Here is a 22,353-nt window from a genome sequence, read left to right as displayed (position 1 = left end):
GATATCCTCCTCTAATTTCCGTGCGCTGGCGTCAGATGCAGACCGAAAGCGGCATGCAGCGCTTGAAGCGCCTCAGCCAAGTTGCGTTCGGCAATGAGCACCCAGATCGTAGCGTTCGAATCCGCCGATTGGAAAATCGGAATGCCGGCATTCGTCAACGCTTCCACGATAATAGCCATAACGCCCGGTTCACCGTTCATGCCTCCGCCGATGACGGATACCTTGGCGCACCCGCGTCTGATAACCGGCGCAAAGCCTGATTGTTCAAGCAAGCCAACCGCCGTTTCCGTATCGGCTTCTGATACTGTATAATGCACGCCCGTAGGCATGACGTTAATGAAGTCGACGCTGATGCCATGTTTAGCCATCGCGCGGAAAATCTGCAATTGCAAGTCCGACGGGCCGTCGCCGCTCGCGACCGCGAGTTGGGTAACGCCTCTGACATGCGCGAGCCCCGTCACCGTTCTGTCGTACCAGATCCCTTGGCTTCTCAGCGATTGTGCGTTCGTGACGAGCGTGCCGACGCCGTCCGAGAACGTCGATCGAACACGAACCGGAATGCCGGCTTTCATCGCGATCTCGACCGCTCTTGGATGAATCACTTTGGCGCCATTCTGCGCCATATTGCAGATTTCCTCGTAACTGACCGACGATAGCGGCCTGGCATCGCTCACCCAACGCGGATCTGCCGTCAATATTCCGTCGACGTCCGTGTAGATGTCCACGATATCGGCGCCGAGCGCGGCGCCGAGCGCGGTGGCAGATGTATCGCTGCCTCCGCGCCCTAGCGTCGTGGTCTCCCCGTCGGCAGTTGCGCCCTGGAAACCTGCGACGATAACGACCTGCTTGTCTGAGAGATGCTTGAGCAGCCGTTCCGTCCGAATTTCGACGATACGCGCCGAACCGTAACGGCCGTCGGTGACAATGCCGGCTTGGCCGCCGGCAAGCGCCACCGATGGAATGCCTTCGCTGCAAAGCAGACTGCACAACACAGCGGCGGAGATCAATTCGCCGCAAGACAGCAGCAAGTCCTTCTCTCGCGGAGGCAGATGATCGCCGTTGGCGCGAACGAGCTCGAGCAGCGAATCCGTTGCGTAAGGATCGCCGCTCCTGCCCATTGCCGATACGACGACGACAAGTCGGCTGCCAGCCTCGTATTCTCGTGTAATATGACGGAGGACGTGCCGCCGACTGCTGTCGTCGGTCAGCGACGTCCCGCCGAACTTCTGCACGATCAGATCCATTTGCTCTTCCTCCGCTCCTGCGATGAACTGATCAACGAGGGGAACGAGAACGAATGACTGCCGCGAATAAGCTTACGCGTACAAGAAACGTTCGATGAGCATCGGTTGCAATTGTTTGTTCTCAAGTGCCGCTTCGCAAGTTTCCATAACCAAATCCATTCTCGCAACTAGCGAGTTCGGCTTGGCTGTCGGATTGTCCTGCCCGAACGGCACGAAATAAACGTTTTTCATAATCAACAGCTTGGCGATGTTCGCCGCATTCAGCCCCAACCCATCGTTCGTCGATATCGCGAGCACGAGCGGGCGTTGGTTGCGCATTTGCGCCTTGGCAGCCATCAGAACCGGTCCGTCCGTCAACGCATTGGCCAGTTTGCTCGTCGTATTGCCCGTGCAAGGTGCGATCGCCATAACGTCGAACTTCTTGGTCGGGCCTAGCGGTTCGGCTTCTACAATAGAAGATATGATTTCGTTGCCCGTAATTTGACGCAAACTTTGTTGCCAATGATTCGAAGAGCCGAAGCGGGTGTCCGTCGTCATAATCGATTGCGAAACAATCGGCACGACGTTCGCCCCCGCATCGACGAACCGCTGAATTTGGGGCATAACTTCCTCAAGCGTGCAATGCGAACCGGATAACGCATAGCCCACCGTTAATCCTGTCCAGTTCATGGCTGATTCCCCCGTAATCGGTCGTCTTCCAGAATGATCTGGGTGAGACTGTTCGCGATGATGCGACCTGCCGTCTTGGGCGCCACGATTCCGGGTAATCCGGGGGCGAGCAACGCCTTAATTCCGCGCTTCTCTGCGAAGCGGAAATCGGTGCCGCCGGGCTTAGAGGCAAGGTCGATAATACATGCGCGCAGGGGAAGTTGTGCGATCACTTGTGCTGTGACTATCATAGTCGGAATTGTATTAAAAATCAAGTCGATATTCCCCGCGAGACGCGCCAAATCAGGCATATAGAACGGCTCGAAACCCATCTCGTAAGCTCTTGCGAACGACTCGTCGCGGCGAACTCCAACCTTCACTTTGGCGCCGAGCGCCTGGAGCGTCCGTGCCATCGTGAACCCCGTTCTCCCTAACCCGAGAACGATGCAATTCGACCCATGAATCGTAATGTCGGTGTTCTGAATCGCCATCATAACCGCGCCTTCCGCTGTCGGAATGGAGTTATAGATGGCCACGTCGTCTCTTTCGAACAGCTCTACTAGTTCGATGCGATGATTCTCGCACAGCTTTCGCAGGAATGGCTTCGCCATCCCCGTAATTACCTTGCCCGTTCTGGGCATGGCGGCGAGGTAGGCGTCCGTCAGCTTCAGCTCCTCATCTGAAAATAGAGCTGATATCATCCCTTCGTCGTCCGTCCCTACCGCCGGCAGCACGAGCGCCGTCGCCTGACTGAGAAGTTCGGGCGCCCATTCTGCTTTGACCGCCCCGCTGAACGGAGTGTCCAGCCGGTCGAAGCCGACCATCGTCACCGTCGCGTCCAGCTCCGTCAATCGCCGGATGACTTCAAGTTGCCTGGCGTCTCCTCCAGCGAGAACGATATGATGTCCCGTAAGGATCTTCGTTCCCTCCCCTCGGCATTGTTGCATAGATCATCGTATGCATGAGCCCAGTCCAGGGTGCGGAAACGAAAAAACGCAACCGTTCCGGCACAAGGCCGATCGGTTGCGTTATGTATTACTTACCCGTATGTCCGAAGCCGCCTTCTCCGCGAACGGTATCAGACAGTTCATCCACTTCTTCGATCGATACTTGCGGCACGCGCTGGAACACCATCTGTGCGATCCGCTCTCCTCTTTCAATCGTAAACGGCTGCTGACCGAGATTCACAAGCAACACTTTCACTTCGCCCCGGTAATCAGCGTCGATCGTTCCCGGGGTGTTCAGACACGTAATGCCGTGTTTATAGGCAAGCCCGCTCCGCGGTCGAATTTGCGCTTCGAGCTCAACCGGCATCGCCATCGCGAAACCCGTCGGCACAAGCGCCCTCTCGCCGGGGGCTAGCACAAGCGGCTCCGCGACGGCAGCGTGCAGATCGAAACCCGCGGCCATATCCGACATTCGGCGCGGCAGCGCAACGTCTTCATTCCCCGGTAGTCTTCTCAATTGCACTGGATACAATGAATTCCCTCCCGATTCCGGCGAGCGGTTTCTCGCTCGATCCGACGAGCGCAACCGAGCACGGCTGCGCCATTATTTCTTGCATAATATCGTTCAAATGCGACATCTCTACTTGATCGATACGTTCGAGCATTTCGTCCAGCGTATAGTGTCGACCGAGCATCAGCTCGTTTTTGCCGATTCGGTTCATCCGACTGCTCGTGCTCTCCAAGCTAAGAATGAGATTGCCCTTCAGTTGCTCTTTGCCGCGCGTGAGCTCCGCTTCCGTTAACCCTTTGGCTGCGATCTCGTTCAGCAATTCCATCGTTATATCGTACACTTCGCGCGTCTGCTTCGGCGCCGTTCCCGCATACACGGTAAAAAGACCGCTGTCCGCATACGACGTATGATACGAATAGACGGAATAAGCAAGTCCGCGCTTCTCCCGGATTTCCTGGAACAGATGCGAGCTCATGCCTCCGCCAATCGCATTGTTTAGCAAGATCATGGCATACAAGTTTTTCTCCTGGATCGAATAACCCGGGAACGTCAGGCACAGATGATTCTGTTCCGTCTTTTTCTTGTGGAACAACGCGCGGGAATGAAACTTCGGCACTTCGAGCTGTGAATCGGCCCCTTTCACGTCAAAAGAACCAAAATGCTTCTCGAGCAATTCAAGCACTTCTTCTCCAACGTTGCCTGCAAGGCTGACGACCGTATTATCGATCCTGTAACGCCGATTCATGTAATTGCGCAAATCAGCGGAGCTCATCGCATTCAGCCGTTCGGCCGTGCCGAGAATCGAGTAGGCGAGCGGATGGCCATCGTAGGCCGCTTTCGTCGACAAATCGTGCACCGTATCGTCCGGCGTATCTTCGTACATCGAAATTTCTTCGAGAATGACGTTTTTTTCTTTTGCGAGCTCAACGTCCGACATTTGCGATTCGAAAAACATATCCGACAAAATATCTACGGCAATCGGTAAATGCTGGTCGAGTACTTTCGCATAATAACACGTGTACTCCTTGGCGGTGAAGGCGTTTACGTTACCTCCAATGCCATCGAATCGATCGGCAATATCCTTCGCGGAATGGCGTTTCGTCCCTTTGAACAACATGTGTTCGATAAAGTGGGAAATGCCGTTATTGGTCTCATCCTCATAACGGGAACCGGTTTTGACCCAAATGCCGAACGATACCGACCGGCTCGTCGGTATGGATTCGATCATGACGCGCAATCCGTTTTTGAGTACGTATTTGTTCATCCGATTTCCCCCTTTGCCTCTTCTGCGTCAGGCAGTAGTACCAATATATCAAATTCCGACAACCGTCACAACCGAATGTCGATCCGCTCCGATGACAGCGTCTGTGCCACCGTCCCGGGAACTAACCCTTTTGCCCGTATCACTTTGATCATTCCGGCCAGCGCGCCCTTTGACGTTGATGTCGGGTGCATCAGAATAAGGCTGCCCGGACCGACTTTGCGAGACACTTTCTCGATGACGGAGGACGGATCAGGTTTCATCCAGTCGATCGTATCGAGCGTCCAGAGCACGGTTCTCAGTCCGAACTCGGAAGCGACCTTTACCGTATTGGCGTTAAAGTCTCCGGACGGAGGCGCGAACCACACATTGTGAACGCCTAACTGCTTCAGCAATTCTTCCGTCTTGCCTATTTCCTCGCGTTGGCGAGCAGCGCCAAGCTTGCTCATGTCCGGATGGGTGTATGCGTGGTTGGATACCTCGTGGCCCTGTGCGATAATTTCCTTCGCCGTATCCATATGTTTCGAGAGCCAGGTTCCATCGAAAAAAAACGTCGCCTTCACACCCGACTCTTTTAATGTTGCGAGCATCGGCGCCAAAAATTCGTCTCCCCATGCGACATTGATCATGAGCGCGACTGACGGTTTGCCTTCGTTCCCTCTGTAGATCGGTTGCAAAGGCAAGTCATTTAACGACACTTTGGGTTTAATCGCCTTATATACCCACGGAAAGGTTTTGTCGCCTGGCGACGCGCCAACCGACTTCGCCTTGGCGTACGTCAATTGCACATCAACCGTCCGTCCGTCGTACCCGGGAATTGCCTTCCATACACGGTCAATAACCGCATCGACCGGTTGCCGCTTCCGCTTGTCCGCTTCGCTTTGAATATACTCAAGCAATTGCGATTCCGGTTCGCCGGTCGCTGCCGGGACGACAGCTTCCGCCCCCGCGCCTTCGGCATGTTTGACAGCATGAACGTATTCGCCCATCGTTCCGTACGACCCCGCAAACCACACCGCGCAGCCGGCCAATGCAAGAACGGCGATAAAAGTAGCCGACATATTCTTTTTCATCTCATTCACCCCGTCTTGTCCAGCAATCCCTGCCTTCATACTATGCCCGGAAACACAAAAAGAGACCTCCCGATGAAGAGTCTCTATTGTGTGGATCTATGCAGTTGGGGCGAATCACGGCAAATCGGTCAGCCGGAAAATTATACCGACGGCTGAGCTTGCTCCGGATTGCTTAGCAATGCTTTGCGGGACAAATTAATCCGTCCCATGTTGTCGATCTCGGTGACTTTGACCGTTACCGTATCGCCAATGTTCAGGACGTCTTCCACTTTCGCCACCCGCTCGTTCGCAACTTGGCTAATATGGATAAGCCCGTCTTTGTTCGGCAAAATTTCGACGAAGCAGCCGAATTTCTCGATCCGCTTGACGGTACCGGTATAAATCTCGCCAACCGCGACTTCTTTGACGATGCCTTCGATAATCGAGCGGGCGCGTTGGTTCGCCGCTTCGTCAGCCGATGCGATGTATACGGTGCCGTCTTGCTCGATATCGATCTTGACGCCGGTATCTTCGATGATTTTATTGATGATCTTCCCGCCCGAGCCGATGACGTCGCGGATTTTGTCCGGGTTGATCTTCAAGGAAATGATCTTCGGCGCGTATTTGCTCAGTTCTTTGCGCGGTTGTTGGAGCGTTTCGAGCATTTTGCCGAGAATGAACAGACGTCCCTGTCTCGCTTGCTCGAGCGCCTCGGTCAGAATCGCCCGGTCAATGCCGTCGATCTTGATATCCATCTGGATAGCCGTAATGCCTTCCGCCGTACCCGCGACTTTGAAGTCCATATCGCCAAGATGGTCTTCCATGCCTTGAATATCCGTCAGAATCGACGTATGTTCGCCATCCTTGATCAGTCCCATCGCCACGCCTGCAACCGGCGCTTTAATCGGCACGCCAGCGTCCATCATCGCGAGCGTGCTCGCGCAGATGCTAGCCTGGGAAGTGGAACCGTTCGATTCGAGAACCTCGGAGACGAGACGAATCGTATACGGGAATTCCGCTTCGGACGGGAGCACCTTAAGCAACGCGCGTTCGCCAAGTGCGCCATGACCGATCTCGCGGCGCCCAGGCGGACGGAGCGGACGGGCTTCGCCGACGGAGAATGGCGGGAAGTTGTAGTGGTGCATAAAACGCTTCGATTCTTGCGGGCTGATCCCGTCGAGAATTTGCACTTCTCCGAGCGGTCCGAGCGTACAGATGCTAAGCGCTTGCGTCTGTCCGCGCGTAAACAGGCCGGAGCCGTGCGTACGAGGCAAAAGAGACACATCGCTTGAAATCGGACGAATTTCGTTCAGCGCACGTCCGTCCGGACGGACTTTGTCATGCGTGATCAAGCGGCGAACTTCGTTTTTGACGATATCGTACAGTGCTTCTTTGACATCCTTAATCTTAGCCGGCGTCTCCGCGTACTGAACGGCGAAGTGTTCGACCGTCTCGGCGTTGATCGCATCGATCGCCTCTTGGCGGGCGTGCTTCTCGGCGATGCTGACGGCTTGTACCAACCGAGCCTTCGCGAACGCTTGCACTTCGGCTTCGACTTCCGCGTCAACGGCGTGAAGCTTCACGTCCATCTTCGCATTGCCGGCGACAGCGACGAGTTCGTCGATTTTGTCGACGATTTTCTTGATCTCGTCGTGACCGAACATAATCGCCTCGAGCATGACTTCCTCGGACACTTCGTTCGCTTCCGCTTCAACCATCATGATGGCATCGCGCGTTCCCGATACAACGACATACAAATCGGAAACTTCTTCTTGCGCCTGCGTCGGATTCACAATGAATTGTCCGTCCACGCGACCGACAATGACGCCTCCAACCGGCCCGTTAAACGGTACGTTGGAAATCGCCAGCGCCGCGGACGTGCCGATCATCGCCGCAATTTCCGGAGAACAGTCTTGGTCGACGCTCATGACGAGATTAACGATTTGTACATCGTTGCGGAATCCTTCAGCGAACAGAGGGCGAATCGGACGGTCCGTTAGACGGCTCGCCAAAATCGCTTTCTCACTCGGACGTCCTTCACGCTTAATGAAGCCCCCCGGAATTTTGCCGACTGCGTACAACCGTTCTTCGTAGTTGACCGTCAACGGGAAGAAGTCAAGATCTTTAGGTTCGTTCGAAGCCGTAACTGTAGACAGTACGACCGTTTCTCCGTAACGTACGACGATGGCGCCGTTCGCCTGCTTGGCCAAACGTCCCGTCTCCAAAGCGAACGGGCGGCCGCCGAGCAGCATTTCCACGCGTTGTTCCAAACTGATTCCCTCCTTATGATTATCCTTATGTACTTCGACACATTTTCTATTATTTCCTGCCAGAAGTTTCTTAGGCAGTTCCCCGGCGAATAACGGAAAAAGCAACCTGATGCCGATACGGGGCGTAGAGCCCCATATCGGCGCGTCCAGGTTGCTTTCGTCGGTAACGTAACCGAATTAACGGCGCAGTCCCAATTTCGCAATCAGGGCGCTGTAACGGCTAACGTCTTTGTTTTTCAAGTATGCGAGCAACTTACGGCGTTGGCCAACCATCTTGAGCAAACCGCGACGGGAGTGGTGGTCTTTCTTGTGCTCCCTGAAGTGTTGCGTCAGATTGTTGATGTTCTGCGTAAGGATAGCGATTTGGACCTCCGGGGATCCCGTGTCCGAAGCGTGTGTCTTATGCTCGTTAATCAACTCTTGTTTGCGTTCTTGTGTCAATGCCATCCTTGGTCACCTCCTAATCTTATAATCGCCATTAGCCAAGCGGGCGTTGGTGAAGTCGCGTCGCCAAGCCAAGGTTCATCGTCGCTCTTGCAAGGGGCTAGCCCGTCTGCGGCAACGTTGTATAGTATAGCATAATGAGAGGCGAACATTCAACAGTTAAGAAAACACAGTTGCGAAAATACACCTCATGGTAATCGCCTACTGGACGCACGCGATTTGCAAGAACCGCCAAGAGCCTCGTACAACCGCAGCATTTTGTTCGATTAAACGCAACTACGACGCGCCACGGTGACTCCGTGCAGGCATTTAGTTCGACTAAACGCAACTACGACGCACCGCGGCGACTCTTGTTTGCTCAAGCGATGCTCTATCGTCGTCGTTACAGCCGCGATCCTAACTCGAACAGCCGTCTCGCTGCGGCAGCATCGCTCGTGATTTGCTCGATGAGTTGACCGATAGATTCAAACTTCTTTTCTTCTCGGAGGAATGAATGGAAAGAGAGCGTGAGCGTGCGCCCATACAAGTCCCCGTCAAAGTCGAACAAGTGCGCTTCCAACTTCAACGCGCCGCCCGGTGCGACAAATGTAGGACGGAATCCGACGTTCAGTACGCCTTCGTAACGGCTTTCCCGAGTGCCGGTTTCACCGTGCACGTCGATCCATATGGCATATACGCCGAAACGCGGAATGACATATGGTTGCTCCGGGTTCACGTTTGCTGTCGGAAAGCCGAGCTGCCGACCGCGGGCATCGCCGTTTACGACCGTTCCCGAAATCGCGTAGTTCCGCCCTAGCAGCCGAGAAGCCTCCAGACAATCGCCTGCTTGCAACTTTTCCCGGATGCGCGTGCTGCTTACTTTGTCGCTATTCAAAAATACCGGCGATACAACTTCGACGTCGATCGACCCCTCGCCGTAATTCCGAATAGCTTCCGCGTTGCCCGCTCCACGGTGGCCGAAAGCGAAATCGAAACCGACTGTCGTCGACTTCGCCCCAAGCGGGACGAGGATCGACCGGACGAACTGTTCTGCTGTTACTTCGGAGAACGCCTTGTCGAACCGGATAACATAAGTCGCTTCCACGCCAAGCTCGGCTAGTAGCTCAAGCTTGTCTTCAAGCGGCGTCAGTACAGTCTCGTACTGCGAGCCTTGCCCGAGCACGACACGCGGATGTTGGCTGAACGTCATCACCGCTGGAACAAGTCCTCGACGGCGAGCGGCGTCTACCGCCTGGCGGACGACTTCCCGATGGCCAAGATGCATACCATCGAAGAAACCGATTGCCAGCGATACGCCTTGCGGCTTCATTGCTTCTACAGGCAGCCCTTCCGCTACATGGACTGCCGATAATTCATACCGTTCCACTTGATGCCGACCTCCTGCTCAATCGGACGGTTCGCCGACCGATTCCCGTTCCGGTTCAGGTTCCGAAGGATGGAACACTTTCACCGGACTGACTCGAACTTTCCTCTCATCCAGCTCATACAAGCCGAGAAAAGCGCCGTCCGAACGATATAGCTTCAATAGTCCTGGATGGGAAGGGCGCGGCTGCAGCTTCACCGCTGATACACCCTTTCCTTGTAACACGTGCAACGACTCCGGATAGGATGCTTCCGCAGAGGGAACATTCGTCAGCAAGCCGTCCGGGGCCAGCAGTTTTTCCCGCAACTCGCCGTTTGCGACTAGCTCGGGAATTTGCTCCAGCGTTACGCATTGCAGCTGGCGAATGCCTGCACTTTCGGTTCGGACAAGCTCGGCCATCGTTGCGGGTACGCCAAGCTTGCGCCCGATATCGACGCATAACGTGCGAATATATGTGCCTTTGGAACAAGTGACCGAGAACGTCAGCTCGGGACGGGCGACGCCACAGTCAACGCTCTCGACGTCGAGGGAATAAATCGTTACTCTTCTTGCCGGGCGTTCGATTGTGACGCCCTCTCTTGCCAGCTCATAAAGCCGCTTGCCTCCGATTTTGACCGCTGACACCATCGGAGGCACCTGATCGATTTCACCGACGAACGACTTGGCCGCTTCAATGATCGTCTCTTCCGTCAGAAAGGAAGCATCGCTTTCTTCCAAGACGTTACCCGTCAAATCTTCCGTATCCGTCGAAAGACCGAAACGGAGTGTCGCCCGATAGGTCTTGGGCAGCTCTTGCAAATATTCGACGAAGCGGGTAGATCGCCCGATACAAAGCGGGAGTACGCCTGTAACGGCGGGATCTAGCGTGCCCGTATGGCCGATCCGACGCTCCTTCAGCATGCCGCGCGTCTTCGCAACGACGTCATGCGATGTCCATCCGGCCGGCTTCCATACGGCAAGTACGCCTTCCCATAACGGAATCTTGTTGTCGCTCATGATTCATCCAACGCTTTCTGGACTTCGGCGACGACTTGTTCGATCGCTTCCTGCAGCGGCACGGTTAATCGCAACCCTGCCGCGCGGACGTGTCCGCCTCCGCCGAACGTCTGCGCGACGGCAGCGACGTTAACTTTGCCCGCGGAGCGCAAACTCGCCTTTACAGACGTACTTCCGTTTTCCTTGAACAAAATACCGACTTCTATGCCATCAACATTGCGAGGATAATTCACGAGCCCTTCCAAGTCCTCGTTCGTCGCTCCCGTCTCTTCCAAGTCCTCGGAAGTGACCCAAAGCCATGCGATACGCTGGTCTTGGCTGAACTCAAGACGGTTTAACCCCCGACGGATCATTGACAGCTGCCCCGGCGTCATTCGTTCAAGCAGATGCTCGGCCAGCTCCGGTCCGTTGACGCCCTCTTTGAGCAGTCTTGACGCCATCGCCATGACGGCCGGACTCGTGTTCGAATACCGGAAACCTCCCGTATCCGTCATTAAGCCGGTATAAATCGCCGTCGCAACGTCGTTGTCGAGAGCGATCCCGAATTCGTCGATCAATTCGATTAAAATCTCCGCCGTCGCCGCAGCGTCGAACTTCATCAGATTCGCAGCGCCGAAGCCGTCGTTCGTCGGATGGTGGTCGATATTTAAAATAACCGCGTCCGGAGCGATCCACGACACCGACCGCCCGACCCGCGCGTAATCGGCGCAATCGACGCAAATGACGTTGCGATACGTCTTGACCGACTTCTCGCCGTTTTCTCCCGGTGTTTCGATCGTGCTGCTATTCCATAAATAACGCAGCTTCGAAGGTACGGGGCCTTCGTTAAGCATCGTATACCGCTTGCCCAGCTTATCGAGCAGCCACCCCGTTGCCACGGTGGAACTAATCGCGTCGCCGTCTGGCTGCACGTGAGAAACGATCAGAAAATCGTCTCTCTCGCGAATGAAGTCCGCCGCTTCCCGCAGAGCGTTGACCCACATGCTGTTTCCCCCTAGCCTTTGTGTCCATACCACGGCTTTAAACGCCTATAACGTTAATGAAACTGCAGTCGATTTGGCCGCGGTTATACAGCAAAAGATAAGCGTTAGCTTATCCTTTGCTCATAACCAGATCCGAACGCGGTTGCCCGACATTCGACTGATCTTCTAACTATCACGAGAATCCTGGTTAATTTGGTTCAATAACGCTTCGATGTGGCTGCCGTACGCGATAGAGCTGTCGAACTTGAACTCCATGACTGGCGTATGGCGCAGTTTTACTCTGCGCCCGAGCTCCGAACGAAGGAATCCGTTCGCCCGTCCGATCGCTTTCAGCGTCTCCGCCTTCTGCTCCTCGCTGCCGAGAATGCTCAAATACACTCTCGCGAGAGACAGATCGTTGGTGACGTCCACGCCGGTGACGGTAATGAAACCGATCCGGGGATCTTTCAGCTCCGTCTGGATGATGGAGCTGATCTCCTTCTTGATCTGTTCGCCGACCCGCCCGACCCGAAATTTGGCCATGCTGATCCCACCTTATCTGTCTTGCTTGTATAAAGTTGTTCAACGTGCCGCTGGCCTCAATCGCTTAACGCTCGACCGCTTCCATGACGAACGCTTCGATGATGTCGCCTTCTTGCAAATCGTTGAATTTGTCGAGCGTAATGCCGCACTCGTAACCTTCCGACACTTCTTTCGCATCGTCTTTGAAACGTTTGAGCGTATCGATCTTGCCCGTGTAGAGAACAACGCCTGCGCGAGTAAGACGAGCTTCTGCGTTGCGCGCGATTTTGCCGTCGATCACCATACAACCGGCGATCGTGCCGACTTTCGTCACTTTGAACGTCTGACGAACTTCCGCGTGACCGAGTACTTTCTCTTTGTACACCGGATCGAGCATACCCTTCATCGCATGTTCGATTTCCTCGATCACTTTGTAGATGATCGAGTGCAAACGAACATCCACTTTTTCCTGGTCCGCGATCAGTTGCGCGCGCGGCTCCGGACGGACGTTAAAGCCGATAACAATCGCGGACGATGCGGATGCAAGAACGATATCGGACTCCGTAATGGCGCCGACGCCGTTGTAGATCGTGCGGACGCGAACGCCTTCGATTTCGATTTTCTCGAGCGAGCCTTTAAGCGCCTCAAGCGAGCCTTGAACGTCAGCTTTGAGAATGACGTTAAGTTCTTTGATGTCGCCTTCTTTGATTTTGCTGAACAAATCTTCAAGCGTAACCGTCTGATTCGCCTTGATCTGCGATTGGCGCGTCTTGATCGAACGTTTGTCGGCGATTTCGCGCGCTTTGCGTTCGTCTTCGAACACCATGAACGGATCGCCGGCTTGCGGCACTTCCGTCAAACCCGTAATCTCGACCGGCGTCGATGGTCCCGCTTCCTTGATGCGGCGTCCGCGGTCATTCGTCATTGCGCGAATACGTCCGAAGCAGTCGCCGGCCACGAAGGCGTCGCCTACTTTAAGCGTACCGTGCTGTACGAGAATGCGGGCAACCGGCCCTTTGCCTTTGTCGAGCTCGGCTTCCATGACCGTACCGCGCGCCCGTTTGTCCGGGTTCGCTTTGTAGTCGTTCACTTCCGCAACGAGAAGAATCATCTCGAGCAAGCCGTCCAGGTTGATGCGTTGCTTGGCGGACACTTCAACGAAAATCGTGTCGCCGCCCCACTCTTCCTGTACGAGACCGTATTCTGTCAATTCTTGCTTTACTTTATCCGGGTTTGCGCCCGGCTTGTCGATTTTGTTCACCGCGACGATGATCGGCACGTTTGCCGCTTTCGCGTGAGCGATCGCTTCGACCGTCTGCGGCATAACGCCGTCGTCGGCCGCGACGACAAGGATCGTAATATCGGTCACCTGAGCACCGCGGGCACGCATCGTCGTGAACGCTTCGTGACCCGGCGTATCCAGGAACGTAATTTTTTTATTGTTGATCTCGACTTGGTATGCACCGATATGTTGCGTGATGCCGCCAGCTTCGCCGCTTGCGACTTTTGTCTCGCGAATAGCATCAAGAAGCGTCGTCTTACCGTGGTCGACGTGACCCATGATCGTTACGACTGGCGGACGGGAAATCAGATCGTCCGGATCGTCGTTCTCTTCGACCGTCTCGAATTGCGTATCCTCGACGACGATTTTCACTTCGGTTTCAACGCCGTATTCGCCAATGACGAGCAGTACCGTATCCAGATCGAGCTCTTGGTTTATCGTCGCCATAACACCCATCATGAGCAATTTCTTAATCACTTCGGACGCATCTTTATGAAGCAGCTTCGCCAGTTCACCGACCGTCATGCTGCCGCGAACGATAACTTTCTTAGGCGTGTTGTCGATTTTCTCGCGAGGAGGCATATTGCCTTTGCGGGCGTTTTTGCCGCCTTTGCCTTTCGGACCGCGGAAATTCGTCCGACCGTCTTCGAAACGGCTATTGTTCTCTTTCCGTTTGCCTGCCGCCCCGCCCGGAGCACCCGAGCGATTGAAATCATCGCGTTTGCCGTCCGGACGACCGCCGCGAGCACCTGCACCCGCAGCGGAAGAGCTGCGTCCTGCGCCGATGCCTTGACCTGGGCGGCTGGCAGCCGCGTTGCTTGTTCCGCCGCCGCCACCGAAACCTCCACCTTGCGGGCGAGGCGCTCCGCCGAAACCGCCGCCTTGTGGACGGTTGCCATATCCGCCGCCTTGACCGCCGCCTTGCGGGCGGTTGCCTGCATATCCGCCTTGACCGCCGCCTTGCGGACGGTTGCCTGCATATCCGCCTTGACCGCCGCCTTGCGGACGGTTGCCTGCATATCCGCCTTGACCGCCGCCTTGCGGACGGTTGCCTGCATATCCGCCACCTTGACCGCTGCCTTGTGGACGGTTGCCTGCATATCCGCCACCTTGACCGCTGCCTTGCGGACGGTTGCCATCGCGGTTGTATCCGCCCTGACCGCCTTGGCCTTGCGGACGGTTGCCATCGCGGTTATATCCGCCCTGGCCGCCTTGGCCTTGCGGACGGTTGCCGTCGCGGTTGTATCCGCCCTGACCGCCTTGGCCTTGCGGACGGTTGCCATCGCGGTTGTATCCGCCCTGGCCGCCTTGGCCTTGCGGACGGTTGCCATCGCGGTTATATCCGCCCTGGCCGCCTTGGCCTTGCGGACGGTTGCCATCGCGGTTATATCCGCCCTGGCCGCCTTGGCCTTGCGGACGGTTGCCATCGCGGTTGTATCCGCCCTGGCCGCCTTGGCCTTGCGGGCGATTGTTATCGCGACCGCTGTCGCTTTGACCGCCCTGACCGCTGACTTGCGCAGCCGGAGCCGGAGTCGTTGGAGCAGTCGGAGCCGGATTAGCAGGTGCTGCAGGCGCCGCTGCTGCCGGTGCGGGCGTTGGAGCCGCTGCGGATGGCGCCGGCGCAGCAGACACCGAAGCAGCCGGACGGGATTGCGACGCGGAACCGCTGCCGCTGTTGCCGGAACCCGCATTCGAAGAAGCGCCGCCTTGCGGACGACGATCGCCCGATGGCGCGCTGGAAGCCGCCGGTTTGGCCGCTTGTTGCGACATTTTGGCCGCCGCTTTCTCTTTCACGTCGCGGAAAAATTTCTCGACTGACTGTGTCATGCCATCTTCCATGACGCTCATGTGGTTATTGACCGGCATGTTTTGCCGCTTCAATATCGTAATAATTTCTTTGCTGCTCATGTTGAGCTGCTTGGCGTATTCGTAAACTCTAAGCTTATCTTTGTTATCCGTTTGATCTTGTTTACTCAATATTCTCCACCTCCGAGTGTTGAACCCAACCGGCGATCAGCATATCGGCGAATCCCCGATCCGTGACCGCGAACAGCACGCGTTCGGGTTTGCCGACCGCAGATCCTAATTCGAATCTGCTGTGGCCGATTAGCAAACGCACGCCGTAACTATTGCATTTATCTTTGACTTTTTTCGTCGTATTGTCCGATGCGTCTGCCGCAAGCAGCACAAGCTTCGCTTCCCCCGAGCGAACTGCCTTCAGCACGATTTCCTCGCCGCTGATCAGCTTTCCCGCCCTCATAGCGAGGCCCAGTCGCGACAGCGCCTTATTCGCCGGCTTCATCGTCGTCCGCCAACTCCTTGCTCGCCTGGAATTCGTCTTCGACTTTCACGAAGTCGGCTTCCAATCGATCGTAAATGTCGGGGGAGACGGGCACTTTGAGCGCACGCTCGAACGCCTTAGATTTCTTCGCCAGCTTAAAGCAGGAAACTTTACCGCACAAGTACGCGCCCCGACCGGGTTTCTTGCCCGACAAGTCAATCTGAATATCTCCTTGTGGGGAGCGGACAACGCGAATCAACTCTTTTTTGCCCATCATTTGCTGACAGGCGACGCATTTGCGTTGCGGAATTTTTCTAGGTCTCACGAGGATCCCCCTCAGTCGATGGAGACGCTGTCCTGGTGCATCGTCGCTCCGCTCGTTTTCGGACGGCCGTATTCCTGCTCCGCCTGCGTCTCACTCTTGATATCGATTTTCCAACCGGTCAGCTTCGCCGCGAGGCGAGCGTTCTGGCCTTTGATGCCGATCGCAAGCGAAAGCTGATAATCCGGCACGATGACCCGTGCCATTTTCTCCGCTTCGAATACGATCACTTCCAACACTTTCGATGGGCTAAGCGCGTTCGCGACGTATTCGTCGACCGCTTCCGACCATCTGACGATATCGATCTTCTCGCCTTTCAGTTCCGTGACGATCGATTGGACGCGAGCTCCCCGTTGACCGACGCAGGAGCCAACCGGGTCGACCTCCTCGTTGCGGGAGTACACCGCGATTTTCGAACGGAATCCCGCTTCGCGTGCGACCGAACGAATCTCCACCGTACCGTCGAATATTTCCGGAACTTCAAGCTCAAATAACCTTTTCAGCAGCCCAGGGTGAGTGCGGGAAAGGATGATTTGCGGTCCTTTGCTCGTGTTCTCAACTTTCGTAATGAACGCCTTGACGCGGTCCAATTGCTTGAACTTGTCAGTCGGCATCAATTCCGTAAGCGGAAGCGCCGCTTCGACTTTACCGAGATCGACGTATAAGTTGCGCAAGTCCATACGCTGGATAATGCCGGTCACGATGTCTTGTTCCTTGTCCACGTAGGCGTGGTAGATCAATCCGCGTTCCGCTTCGCGAATGCGCTGCGTGACGACCTGTTTCGCCGTTTGAGCGGCGATGCGGCCGAAATCGCGAGGCGTAACTTCAATCTCGGCGATGTCATCCAATTGATAGTGCGGATTGATTGAACGGGCAGCTTCCAAGGAAATTTCCAAGCGCGGATCAAGTACATCTTCGACGACCGTCTTGCGCGCATATACTTTAATCTGCCCTGTTGTCCGATTAATGTCCACGCGAACGTTCTGAGCCGTATTAAAATTACGCTTATAGCTGGAGATGAGTGCCGCTTCGATAGCTTCGATAAGGACATCCTTGCTGATGCCCTTATCGCGCTCGATTTCGGACAGCGCTTCTATAAACTCCATGCTCATTTCAACATCATTCCTCCTCATTTACGCGACAAAAAATATTTAGAAAACGATGGCCAGCCGCGCGGACGCTACTCTGTCGTACGGGATGACGACTTTGCGCCGACCAACCATCACGTTCAGCGTCGTGCCGTCAAAACTGTCCAAACGTCCTTCGAACTCTTTCGCGCCGTCGATTTTCTCGTAGGTCGTTACGAATACGTGTTTGCCGACCGCTTTCGAGACATCTTCGGCTTTCTTTAGCGGTCTTTCGGCGCCTGGCGAGCTGACTTCCAGGAAATACGCTTCCTCGATCGGGTCCAGCTCATCTAATTTCCCGCTGATGAACTCGGAAACGATGCCGCAATCGTCGATGTCGATGCCGCCTTCCTTGTCCACGTACACGCGCAGAAACCAGTTGCTGCCTTCTTTCACGTACTCCACGTCCACCAGTTCGAAGCCGTTCTCCTCCATATATGAAGAAGAAAAGTTTTCCACGATGGATTTGATTTGCGACGAATTCAAATGGGTTGACCTCCCGATGTTACAGCTGGATTGTCTCTCCGCCCCCCGCATTTCCATCCCGCGCAACGCAAAATGACCGCAGACAAAACGGAAAGAGTGGGTTTCCCCACTCTTCTGCAGACAGTGTTATCCACATGATTACCAAAATTAATATACCATAATCTTGACGAAGCTGGCAACTACAACTTTCCTTCGCTTTCCTAGAACAGCATAAGCTGGTTCGATTCGGGCAAGCCGCGGAAAGCACCAAGTCCGGCAAGCAGTTCGACGATCGTTTTACTTGCTTTCGAGCGCTGCTGGAAGTCTTCGATCGACAAGTATTCGCCGTCTTCCCGAGCCGCCGCAATGTTGCGCGCCGCATTTTCCCCGACGCCGGGGATGGCGCCGAATGGTGGAATGAGACTGTCACCGTCGACCAGGAAACGCGTCGCTTCCGACCGATACAAATCGATCGATTTGAATTTGAACCCGCGCGCCGTCATCTCGAGTCCCATCTCGAGGATGGAAATCATATTTTTCTCTTTCGTCGTCGCTTGGAAACCTTTCTCCTCGATTTCGATGAGCATTTTCAGAATCGCTTCATACCCTTGGCAGAACAGTTCGACGTCGAAGTCGGCGGCGCGCACCGAGTAATACGTCGCGTAATATTGGATGGGATAATACAATTTGAAGAACGCCGTTCGCACCGCAGAAATAACATAAGCCGAAGCATGGGCTTTCGGGAACATGTACTCGATACGCAAGCAAGAGTCGATGTACCATTGCGGCACTTTGCACCGCTTCATTTCCTCGATCCACTCCGGGGTCAACCCTTTGCCCTTCCGGACGCTTTCGGTAATTTTGAACGCGAGCGATGCATCCATTCCTGCTTTATAGATGAGGAAAAGCATAATGTCGTCCCGGCAGCCGATTACGGTTTTGATCGTACATGTGCCGTTCTTGATCAACTCTTGCGCATTGCCGAGCCATACGCCCGTACCGTGGGATAGTCCCGATATTTGGAGCAAATCGGCGAACGAAGACGGCTTCGTCTCCTCAAGCATCTGACGAACGAACCTCGTGCCCATCTCCGGTACGCCGAAAGTTGCGACGTTCGAACGAATTTTCTGAGGCGATACGCCGAGCGCTTCGACCGAATTGAATAAGCTCATGACTTTCGGATCGTTCATCGGAATCGTTGTCGGATCGACACCGGTCAAATCTTGCAGCATCCGCATCATCGTCGGATCGTCATGTCCTAGAATATCGAGTTTGAGCAAATTCGCTTCGAAGGCGTGATAATCGAAGTGTGTCGTTTGCCACTCGGAGTTTTTGTCGTCTGCCGGAAATTGAACCGGCGTTACATCTTCGACATCAATATAATTCGGTACGACTACGATGCCTCCGGGATGCTGGCCTGTGCTTCGCTTAACACCCGTGCAGCCCGACGCAAGCCGGTTCAACTCAGCTCCGCGCCACGACTTGCCGTGCTCTTCCTCGTATTTCTTCGTGAATCCGAATGCCGTCTTCTCCGCAACCGTGCCAATCGTCCCCGCGCGGAACACTTGCTTCTCCCCAAACAACACTTTCGTATAGTTATGGGCATGCGGTTGATAGTCGCCCGAGAAGTTCAAGTCGATATCGGGAACTTTGTCCCCTTTGAACCCTAGGAACGTCTCGAACGGAATGTCTTGCCCTTCCCCTCTCATGATCGTTCCGCAATTCGGGCATGTTTTGTCCGGCAAGTCGAAACCGCTCGGCACGCTGCCGTCCAGAAACCATTCGCTGTTTTTGCATTCGGGATTACGGCACAAGTAATGTGCGGGCAGCGGATTGACTTCTGAGATGCCGAGGAACGTCGCGACGACTGACGAGCCGACCGACCCCCGTGAACCGACGAGATAGCCGTCGCTGTTCGATTTTTTGACGAGCTTCTCGGAAATGAGATAGTTGGCCGCGAAGCCGAACTTGATAATCGGCACGAGTTCCTTCTCTAGCCGAGCCGTCACGACCTCGGGAAGCTCTTCGCCGTACATCGATTTCGCCGTTTCGTAACACGTCGCACGGATTTCCTCGTCCGCGCCTTCGAAGATCGGCGAGAACAGCCCGTTGTCTACGGGCCCGCCTTTGCTTGGGAACATATCGAAAGGCTCGAATCGATCCGCAAGTGCAGACGTGTTCGTCACAACGACTTCCTTCGCTTTCTCCGGTCCAAGAAACTGGAATGCTTCGAGCATTTCCGCTGTCGTACGGAAATGCGCGTCCGGCTTGCGTTGGTCTTTCAGCGGACTGAAGCCTGTAATTCCGTGAATCGTGATGTCGCGGAATATTTTTTCCCGCGGGAGCAGGTAGTGCACGTTGCCGGTTGCGATTACAGGTTTCATTAGTTTCTCGCCGATGCGAACGATGCGCCTCAGCGCTTCTTCTAGCGCCGCGCGGCTGGAGACGAGCCCTTTATCAAGCAAATGCATGTAGAAATCGAGCGGCTGAATTTCGAGCACGTCGTAAAATTGCGCGACCTCTTCCGCCTCTTCCTGCGACTTGTTCAGCACCGTCTCGAACAGCTCGCCTTTCTCGCAACCGGATATGACAAGCAAACCTTCGCGATATTCGACAAGTTTGCTCTTCGGGATGCAGGCGGTCTTGTTCAAATAATCGGTATGCGACAGCGAGATCAGCTTAAACAAATTTTTCTTGCCGGTCGCGTTCAGCGCATAAATGCCGCAATGGAACGGCCGCGTCGTCTTCCAACTGTTGATGTTAACTTCGTTTAATTGATGAAGTCCGATAACGCCCCGATCGAGCGTATCTTTCAATAGACCGTTCAAAATTCCGCCGAGCGCAATCGTATCGTCGATCGCCCGGTGATGATTTTCGAGCGAGACTTTGTACAGCGCGGCGAGCGTATTCAGACGATGATTTTTCATCGTAGGATGCAAGAAACGCGCCAGTTCAAGCGTGTCGAGCGCCGGATTCTGGAGCAGGGGCTCCCCGATCCGCTTCAAGTTTTCCTGGATAAAGCCGATATCGAAACGCGCATTGTGTGCAACAAGCACTGCATCGCCAACGAATGTGACGAACTCCTTCAGCTTCGGCTCAAGTTCCGGTGCATCCTGAACCATTTCGTCCGTAATGTTCGTCAATTGCTGAATGTTATACGGGATCGGCTCATGCGGGTTGATGAACGTCGAGTATCGTCCCGTCTCCTGGCCGTTCACCATCTTAATGCCGGCAAGCTCGATTATTTTGTTGTCCGTAACCGACAAGCCCGTTGTCTCGATATCGAACACGACGTATTCGGCATCGGCCAAACTTTGCTCCCGTGGTTGAATGACCATTGGCACGGAGTCGCTCACGACGTTCGCTTCGACACCGAACAGCACTTTAATGCCGTGCTTTTTACCGGCCTTCGCGGCCTCCGGGTAACATTGCACGTTCGCATGGTCCGTAATGGCAACCGCTTTGTGCCCCCATTTCGCCGCAGTCTTGATGTAGACGTCAACCGGCGTGACTGCGTCCATCGTGCTCATCGTCGTATGCAAATGGAACTCGACACGCTTCTCTTCGGCCGTATCCTTCGGTTCGGATGGTGCGGAGACCTCGCGAATATCGCTCGGAAACATGACAAGCTCTGGCGGGTTCAGGAACCGGTCATATTCGATTTTCCCTCTTAGCTTCACCCATTTGCCGTTGGCGAGCAGGCTGAGCATTTTGATATCTTCTTTATTTTTGCCGAACACTTTGCAAGACAGCGAATCGGAGAAATCCGTCACCGAGAACGTAAACAGCGTGCTGCCCGTCCGAAGTTCCTTCGTCTCCAGGCCGAACACCGCCCCTTGCACGGTCACTTTCTTCTCTTCCTCGCGAATTTCCTGAATCGGCACAGCAGGTTCCTTAATGTCATAGCCGTGGGCAAGCACTTGCGGCGGTTCGCCTTCCTCGACCGGCGCCTCTTCCCGCACGCTGGCCATCATCAGCTCGATGGCGGCGCGATTTTCCTGCTCGATTTTCTGCGTGAAATCGTTGTAAGTGTCCGGCGTCGTCTCGCCGACCGTCATCTTGATTCGGAGCGAACGGCCGAACCGTTCCTCGTAATATTTGACTGCCTGAACGTCAAGCTCCTTTTTGCGCGCAAGCCCAAGATTCGTCTCGTTCATAAGTGCAATCGTGACGAGTTCCTTGTCGAACTCAAGCTCCGCTTTCGCCAACCAGCCGCCTGCGGAGGCGACTTCCCGCTGCATCCATTCGATAAAGAGCGGCCAGTACTCCCGTACGATCTGCTCCGTCGTCACTTGGCTCGCATACCGCAGCACGTGCGTAATGTCAGCGACGTGACCGAGCTTCGCTTTCACCCTCTCGACGAAACCCGCATAAACCGCTTTCGGCAGCAGCGCCTCTTTGGTCGTATAGATTGTCCATTCTTTTCGCGAACGGCTAATTTCCACCTTCTCGATCTGACCGTCGCGAAAATGCTGGTTAAGCCATTCGGTCGGCAGTTCGGCCTGCTGCAGCAGCACCTCGAATCTTTTGCGTCCATCGTTCGTCGGCTGCATCGCTTCATTCCTCTCTTCTTTTCCGTTCCGTAGATCCCGTAAATAGAAAAGCTTCCGTGAATAAAGCCCGGAAGCTATCGTATGCGCTTTGTCTATTATTCTA

The 22,353-nt window shown here is 54.9% G+C and carries 18 protein-coding genes; all 18 read right to left on the bottom strand.

Annotated features, from left to right (window positions below; genetic code table 11):
* Positions 1-11 precede the first annotated feature (11 nt).
* Positions 12-1,244 carry an aspartate kinase gene (gene dapG, locus ACFPOF_RS04520; protein ID WP_378130006.1) on the bottom strand — a complete coding sequence of 411 codons (1,233 nt, stop codon included), beginning with the start codon at positions 1,242-1,244 and terminating at the stop codon, positions 12-14.
* Between the two features lie 72 nt (positions 1,245-1,316).
* On the bottom strand, positions 1,317-1,913 hold the full coding sequence (locus ACFPOF_RS04515) for a dipicolinate synthase subunit B (RefSeq protein WP_378130004.1): 597 nt from the start codon (positions 1,911-1,913) through the stop codon (positions 1,317-1,319).
* A complete protein-coding gene (gene dpsA / locus ACFPOF_RS04510) occupies positions 1,910-2,809 on the bottom strand; it encodes a dipicolinate synthase subunit DpsA (protein ID WP_378130088.1) in 900 nt (299 codons plus the stop codon). Before dpsA ends, ACFPOF_RS04515 begins: the two co-directional genes overlap by 4 nt.
* Positions 2,810-2,927: 118 nt before the next feature.
* Entirely contained in the window at positions 2,928-3,371 is a 444-nt protein-coding gene (gene dut / locus ACFPOF_RS04505) for a dUTP diphosphatase (protein WP_378130002.1), read from the bottom strand.
* The gene (locus tag ACFPOF_RS04500) at positions 3,334-4,614 is read right to left on the bottom strand and encodes a M16 family metallopeptidase (RefSeq protein ID WP_378130000.1); all 1,281 of its coding nucleotides are present in this window, start codon (positions 4,612-4,614) and stop codon (positions 3,334-3,336) included. Before ACFPOF_RS04500 ends, dut begins: the two co-directional genes overlap by 38 nt.
* 65 nt (positions 4,615-4,679) lie before the next feature.
* Positions 4,680-5,684 carry a polysaccharide deacetylase family protein gene (locus ACFPOF_RS04495; protein ID WP_378129998.1) on the bottom strand — a complete coding sequence of 335 codons (1,005 nt, stop codon included), beginning with the start codon at positions 5,682-5,684 and terminating at the stop codon, positions 4,680-4,682.
* A 140-nt stretch (positions 5,685-5,824) separates the two neighbouring features.
* Positions 5,825-7,933 (bottom strand): polyribonucleotide nucleotidyltransferase, encoded by a 2,109-nt coding sequence (gene pnp, locus ACFPOF_RS04490; protein WP_378129996.1) that lies wholly within the window; start codon positions 7,931-7,933, stop codon positions 5,825-5,827.
* 177 nt (positions 7,934-8,110) lie between these two features.
* Positions 8,111-8,380: a 30S ribosomal protein S15 gene (gene rpsO, locus ACFPOF_RS04485; protein ID WP_378129994.1), complete on the bottom strand. Its 270-nt coding sequence runs from the start codon at positions 8,378-8,380 to the stop codon at positions 8,111-8,113.
* 379 nt (positions 8,381-8,759) lie between these two features.
* On the bottom strand, positions 8,760-9,743 hold the full coding sequence (locus tag ACFPOF_RS04480) for a bifunctional riboflavin kinase/FAD synthetase (protein WP_378129992.1): 984 nt from the start codon (positions 9,741-9,743) through the stop codon (positions 8,760-8,762).
* 18 nt (positions 9,744-9,761) lie between these two features.
* The gene (gene truB / locus ACFPOF_RS04475; RefSeq protein ID WP_378129990.1) at positions 9,762-10,736 is read right to left on the bottom strand and encodes a tRNA pseudouridine(55) synthase TruB; all 975 of its coding nucleotides are present in this window, start codon (positions 10,734-10,736) and stop codon (positions 9,762-9,764) included.
* Entirely contained in the window at positions 10,733-11,719 is a 987-nt protein-coding gene (locus tag ACFPOF_RS04470; protein WP_378129988.1) for a DHH family phosphoesterase, read from the bottom strand. Before ACFPOF_RS04470 ends, truB begins: the two co-directional genes overlap by 4 nt.
* 165 nt (positions 11,720-11,884) lie before the next feature.
* On the bottom strand, positions 11,885-12,241 hold the full coding sequence (rbfA, locus tag ACFPOF_RS04465; RefSeq protein WP_378129986.1) for a 30S ribosome-binding factor RbfA: 357 nt from the start codon (positions 12,239-12,241) through the stop codon (positions 11,885-11,887).
* A 64-nt stretch (positions 12,242-12,305) separates the two neighbouring features.
* Complete coding sequence (gene infB / locus ACFPOF_RS04460) at positions 12,306-15,479, bottom strand: translation initiation factor IF-2 (RefSeq protein WP_378129984.1); 3,174 nt, start codon at positions 15,477-15,479, stop codon at positions 12,306-12,308.
* Positions 15,472-15,804 carry a L7Ae/L30e/S12e/Gadd45 family ribosomal protein gene (locus ACFPOF_RS04455; RefSeq protein ID WP_378129982.1) on the bottom strand — a complete coding sequence of 111 codons (333 nt, stop codon included), beginning with the start codon at positions 15,802-15,804 and terminating at the stop codon, positions 15,472-15,474. Before ACFPOF_RS04455 ends, infB begins: the two co-directional genes overlap by 8 nt.
* On the bottom strand, positions 15,788-16,108 hold the full coding sequence (gene rnpM / locus ACFPOF_RS04450; protein ID WP_378129980.1) for an RNase P modulator RnpM: 321 nt from the start codon (positions 16,106-16,108) through the stop codon (positions 15,788-15,790). The genes ACFPOF_RS04455 and rnpM overlap by 17 nt, the downstream gene beginning before the upstream one ends.
* 11 nt (positions 16,109-16,119) lie before the next feature.
* Positions 16,120-17,217 carry a transcription termination factor NusA gene (gene nusA, locus ACFPOF_RS04445; protein ID WP_378129978.1) on the bottom strand — a complete coding sequence of 366 codons (1,098 nt, stop codon included), beginning with the start codon at positions 17,215-17,217 and terminating at the stop codon, positions 16,120-16,122.
* A 39-nt stretch (positions 17,218-17,256) separates the two neighbouring features.
* Positions 17,257-17,718 (bottom strand): ribosome maturation factor RimP, encoded by a 462-nt coding sequence (gene rimP / locus ACFPOF_RS04440; RefSeq protein WP_378129976.1) that lies wholly within the window; start codon positions 17,716-17,718, stop codon positions 17,257-17,259.
* A 200-nt stretch (positions 17,719-17,918) separates the two neighbouring features.
* Complete coding sequence (locus ACFPOF_RS04435; RefSeq protein ID WP_378129974.1) at positions 17,919-22,250, bottom strand: PolC-type DNA polymerase III; 4,332 nt, start codon at positions 22,248-22,250, stop codon at positions 17,919-17,921.
* Positions 22,251-22,353: the final 103 nt, after the last annotated feature.

Origin of the sequence: Cohnella soli, from assembly GCF_042655525.1 — a bacterium.
Lineage (GTDB): Bacteria > Bacillota > Bacilli > Paenibacillales > Paenibacillaceae > Cohnella > Cohnella soli.
Note: the sequence above shows the minus strand (reverse complement) of the source record. Positions and strands in the feature narration are given on the sequence as shown.

Coding starts and splice junctions, on each gene's coding strand:
- dapG (WP_378130006.1), bottom strand. CDS start 1,244: ATGGATCTGATCGTGCAGAAGTTCGGCGGGACGTCGCTGACCGACGAC.
- ACFPOF_RS04515 (WP_378130004.1), bottom strand. CDS start 1,913: ATGAACTGGACAGGATTAACGGTGGGCTATGCGTTATCCGGTTCGCAT.
- ACFPOF_RS04500 (WP_378130000.1), bottom strand. CDS start 4,614: ATGAACAAATACGTACTCAAAAACGGATTGCGCGTCATGATCGAATCC.
- ACFPOF_RS04495 (WP_378129998.1), bottom strand. CDS start 5,684: ATGAAAAAGAATATGTCGGCTACTTTTATCGCCGTTCTTGCATTGGCC.
- rpsO (WP_378129994.1), bottom strand. CDS start 8,380: ATGGCATTGACACAAGAACGCAAACAAGAGTTGATTAACGAGCATAAG.
- truB (WP_378129990.1), bottom strand. CDS start 10,736: ATGAGCGACAACAAGATTCCGTTATGGGAAGGCGTACTTGCCGTATGG.
- ACFPOF_RS04470 (WP_378129988.1), bottom strand. CDS start 11,719: ATGTGGGTCAACGCTCTGCGGGAAGCGGCGGACTTCATTCGCGAGAGA.
- rbfA (WP_378129986.1), bottom strand. CDS start 12,241: ATGGCCAAATTTCGGGTCGGGCGGGTCGGCGAACAGATCAAGAAGGAG.
- ACFPOF_RS04455 (WP_378129982.1), bottom strand. CDS start 15,804: ATGAAGCCGGCGAATAAGGCGCTGTCGCGACTGGGCCTCGCTATGAGG.
- nusA (WP_378129978.1), bottom strand. CDS start 17,217: ATGAGCATGGAGTTTATAGAAGCGCTGTCCGAAATCGAGCGCGATAAG.
- ACFPOF_RS04435 (WP_378129974.1), bottom strand. CDS start 22,250: ATGCAGCCGACGAACGATGGACGCAAAAGATTCGAGGTGCTGCTGCAG.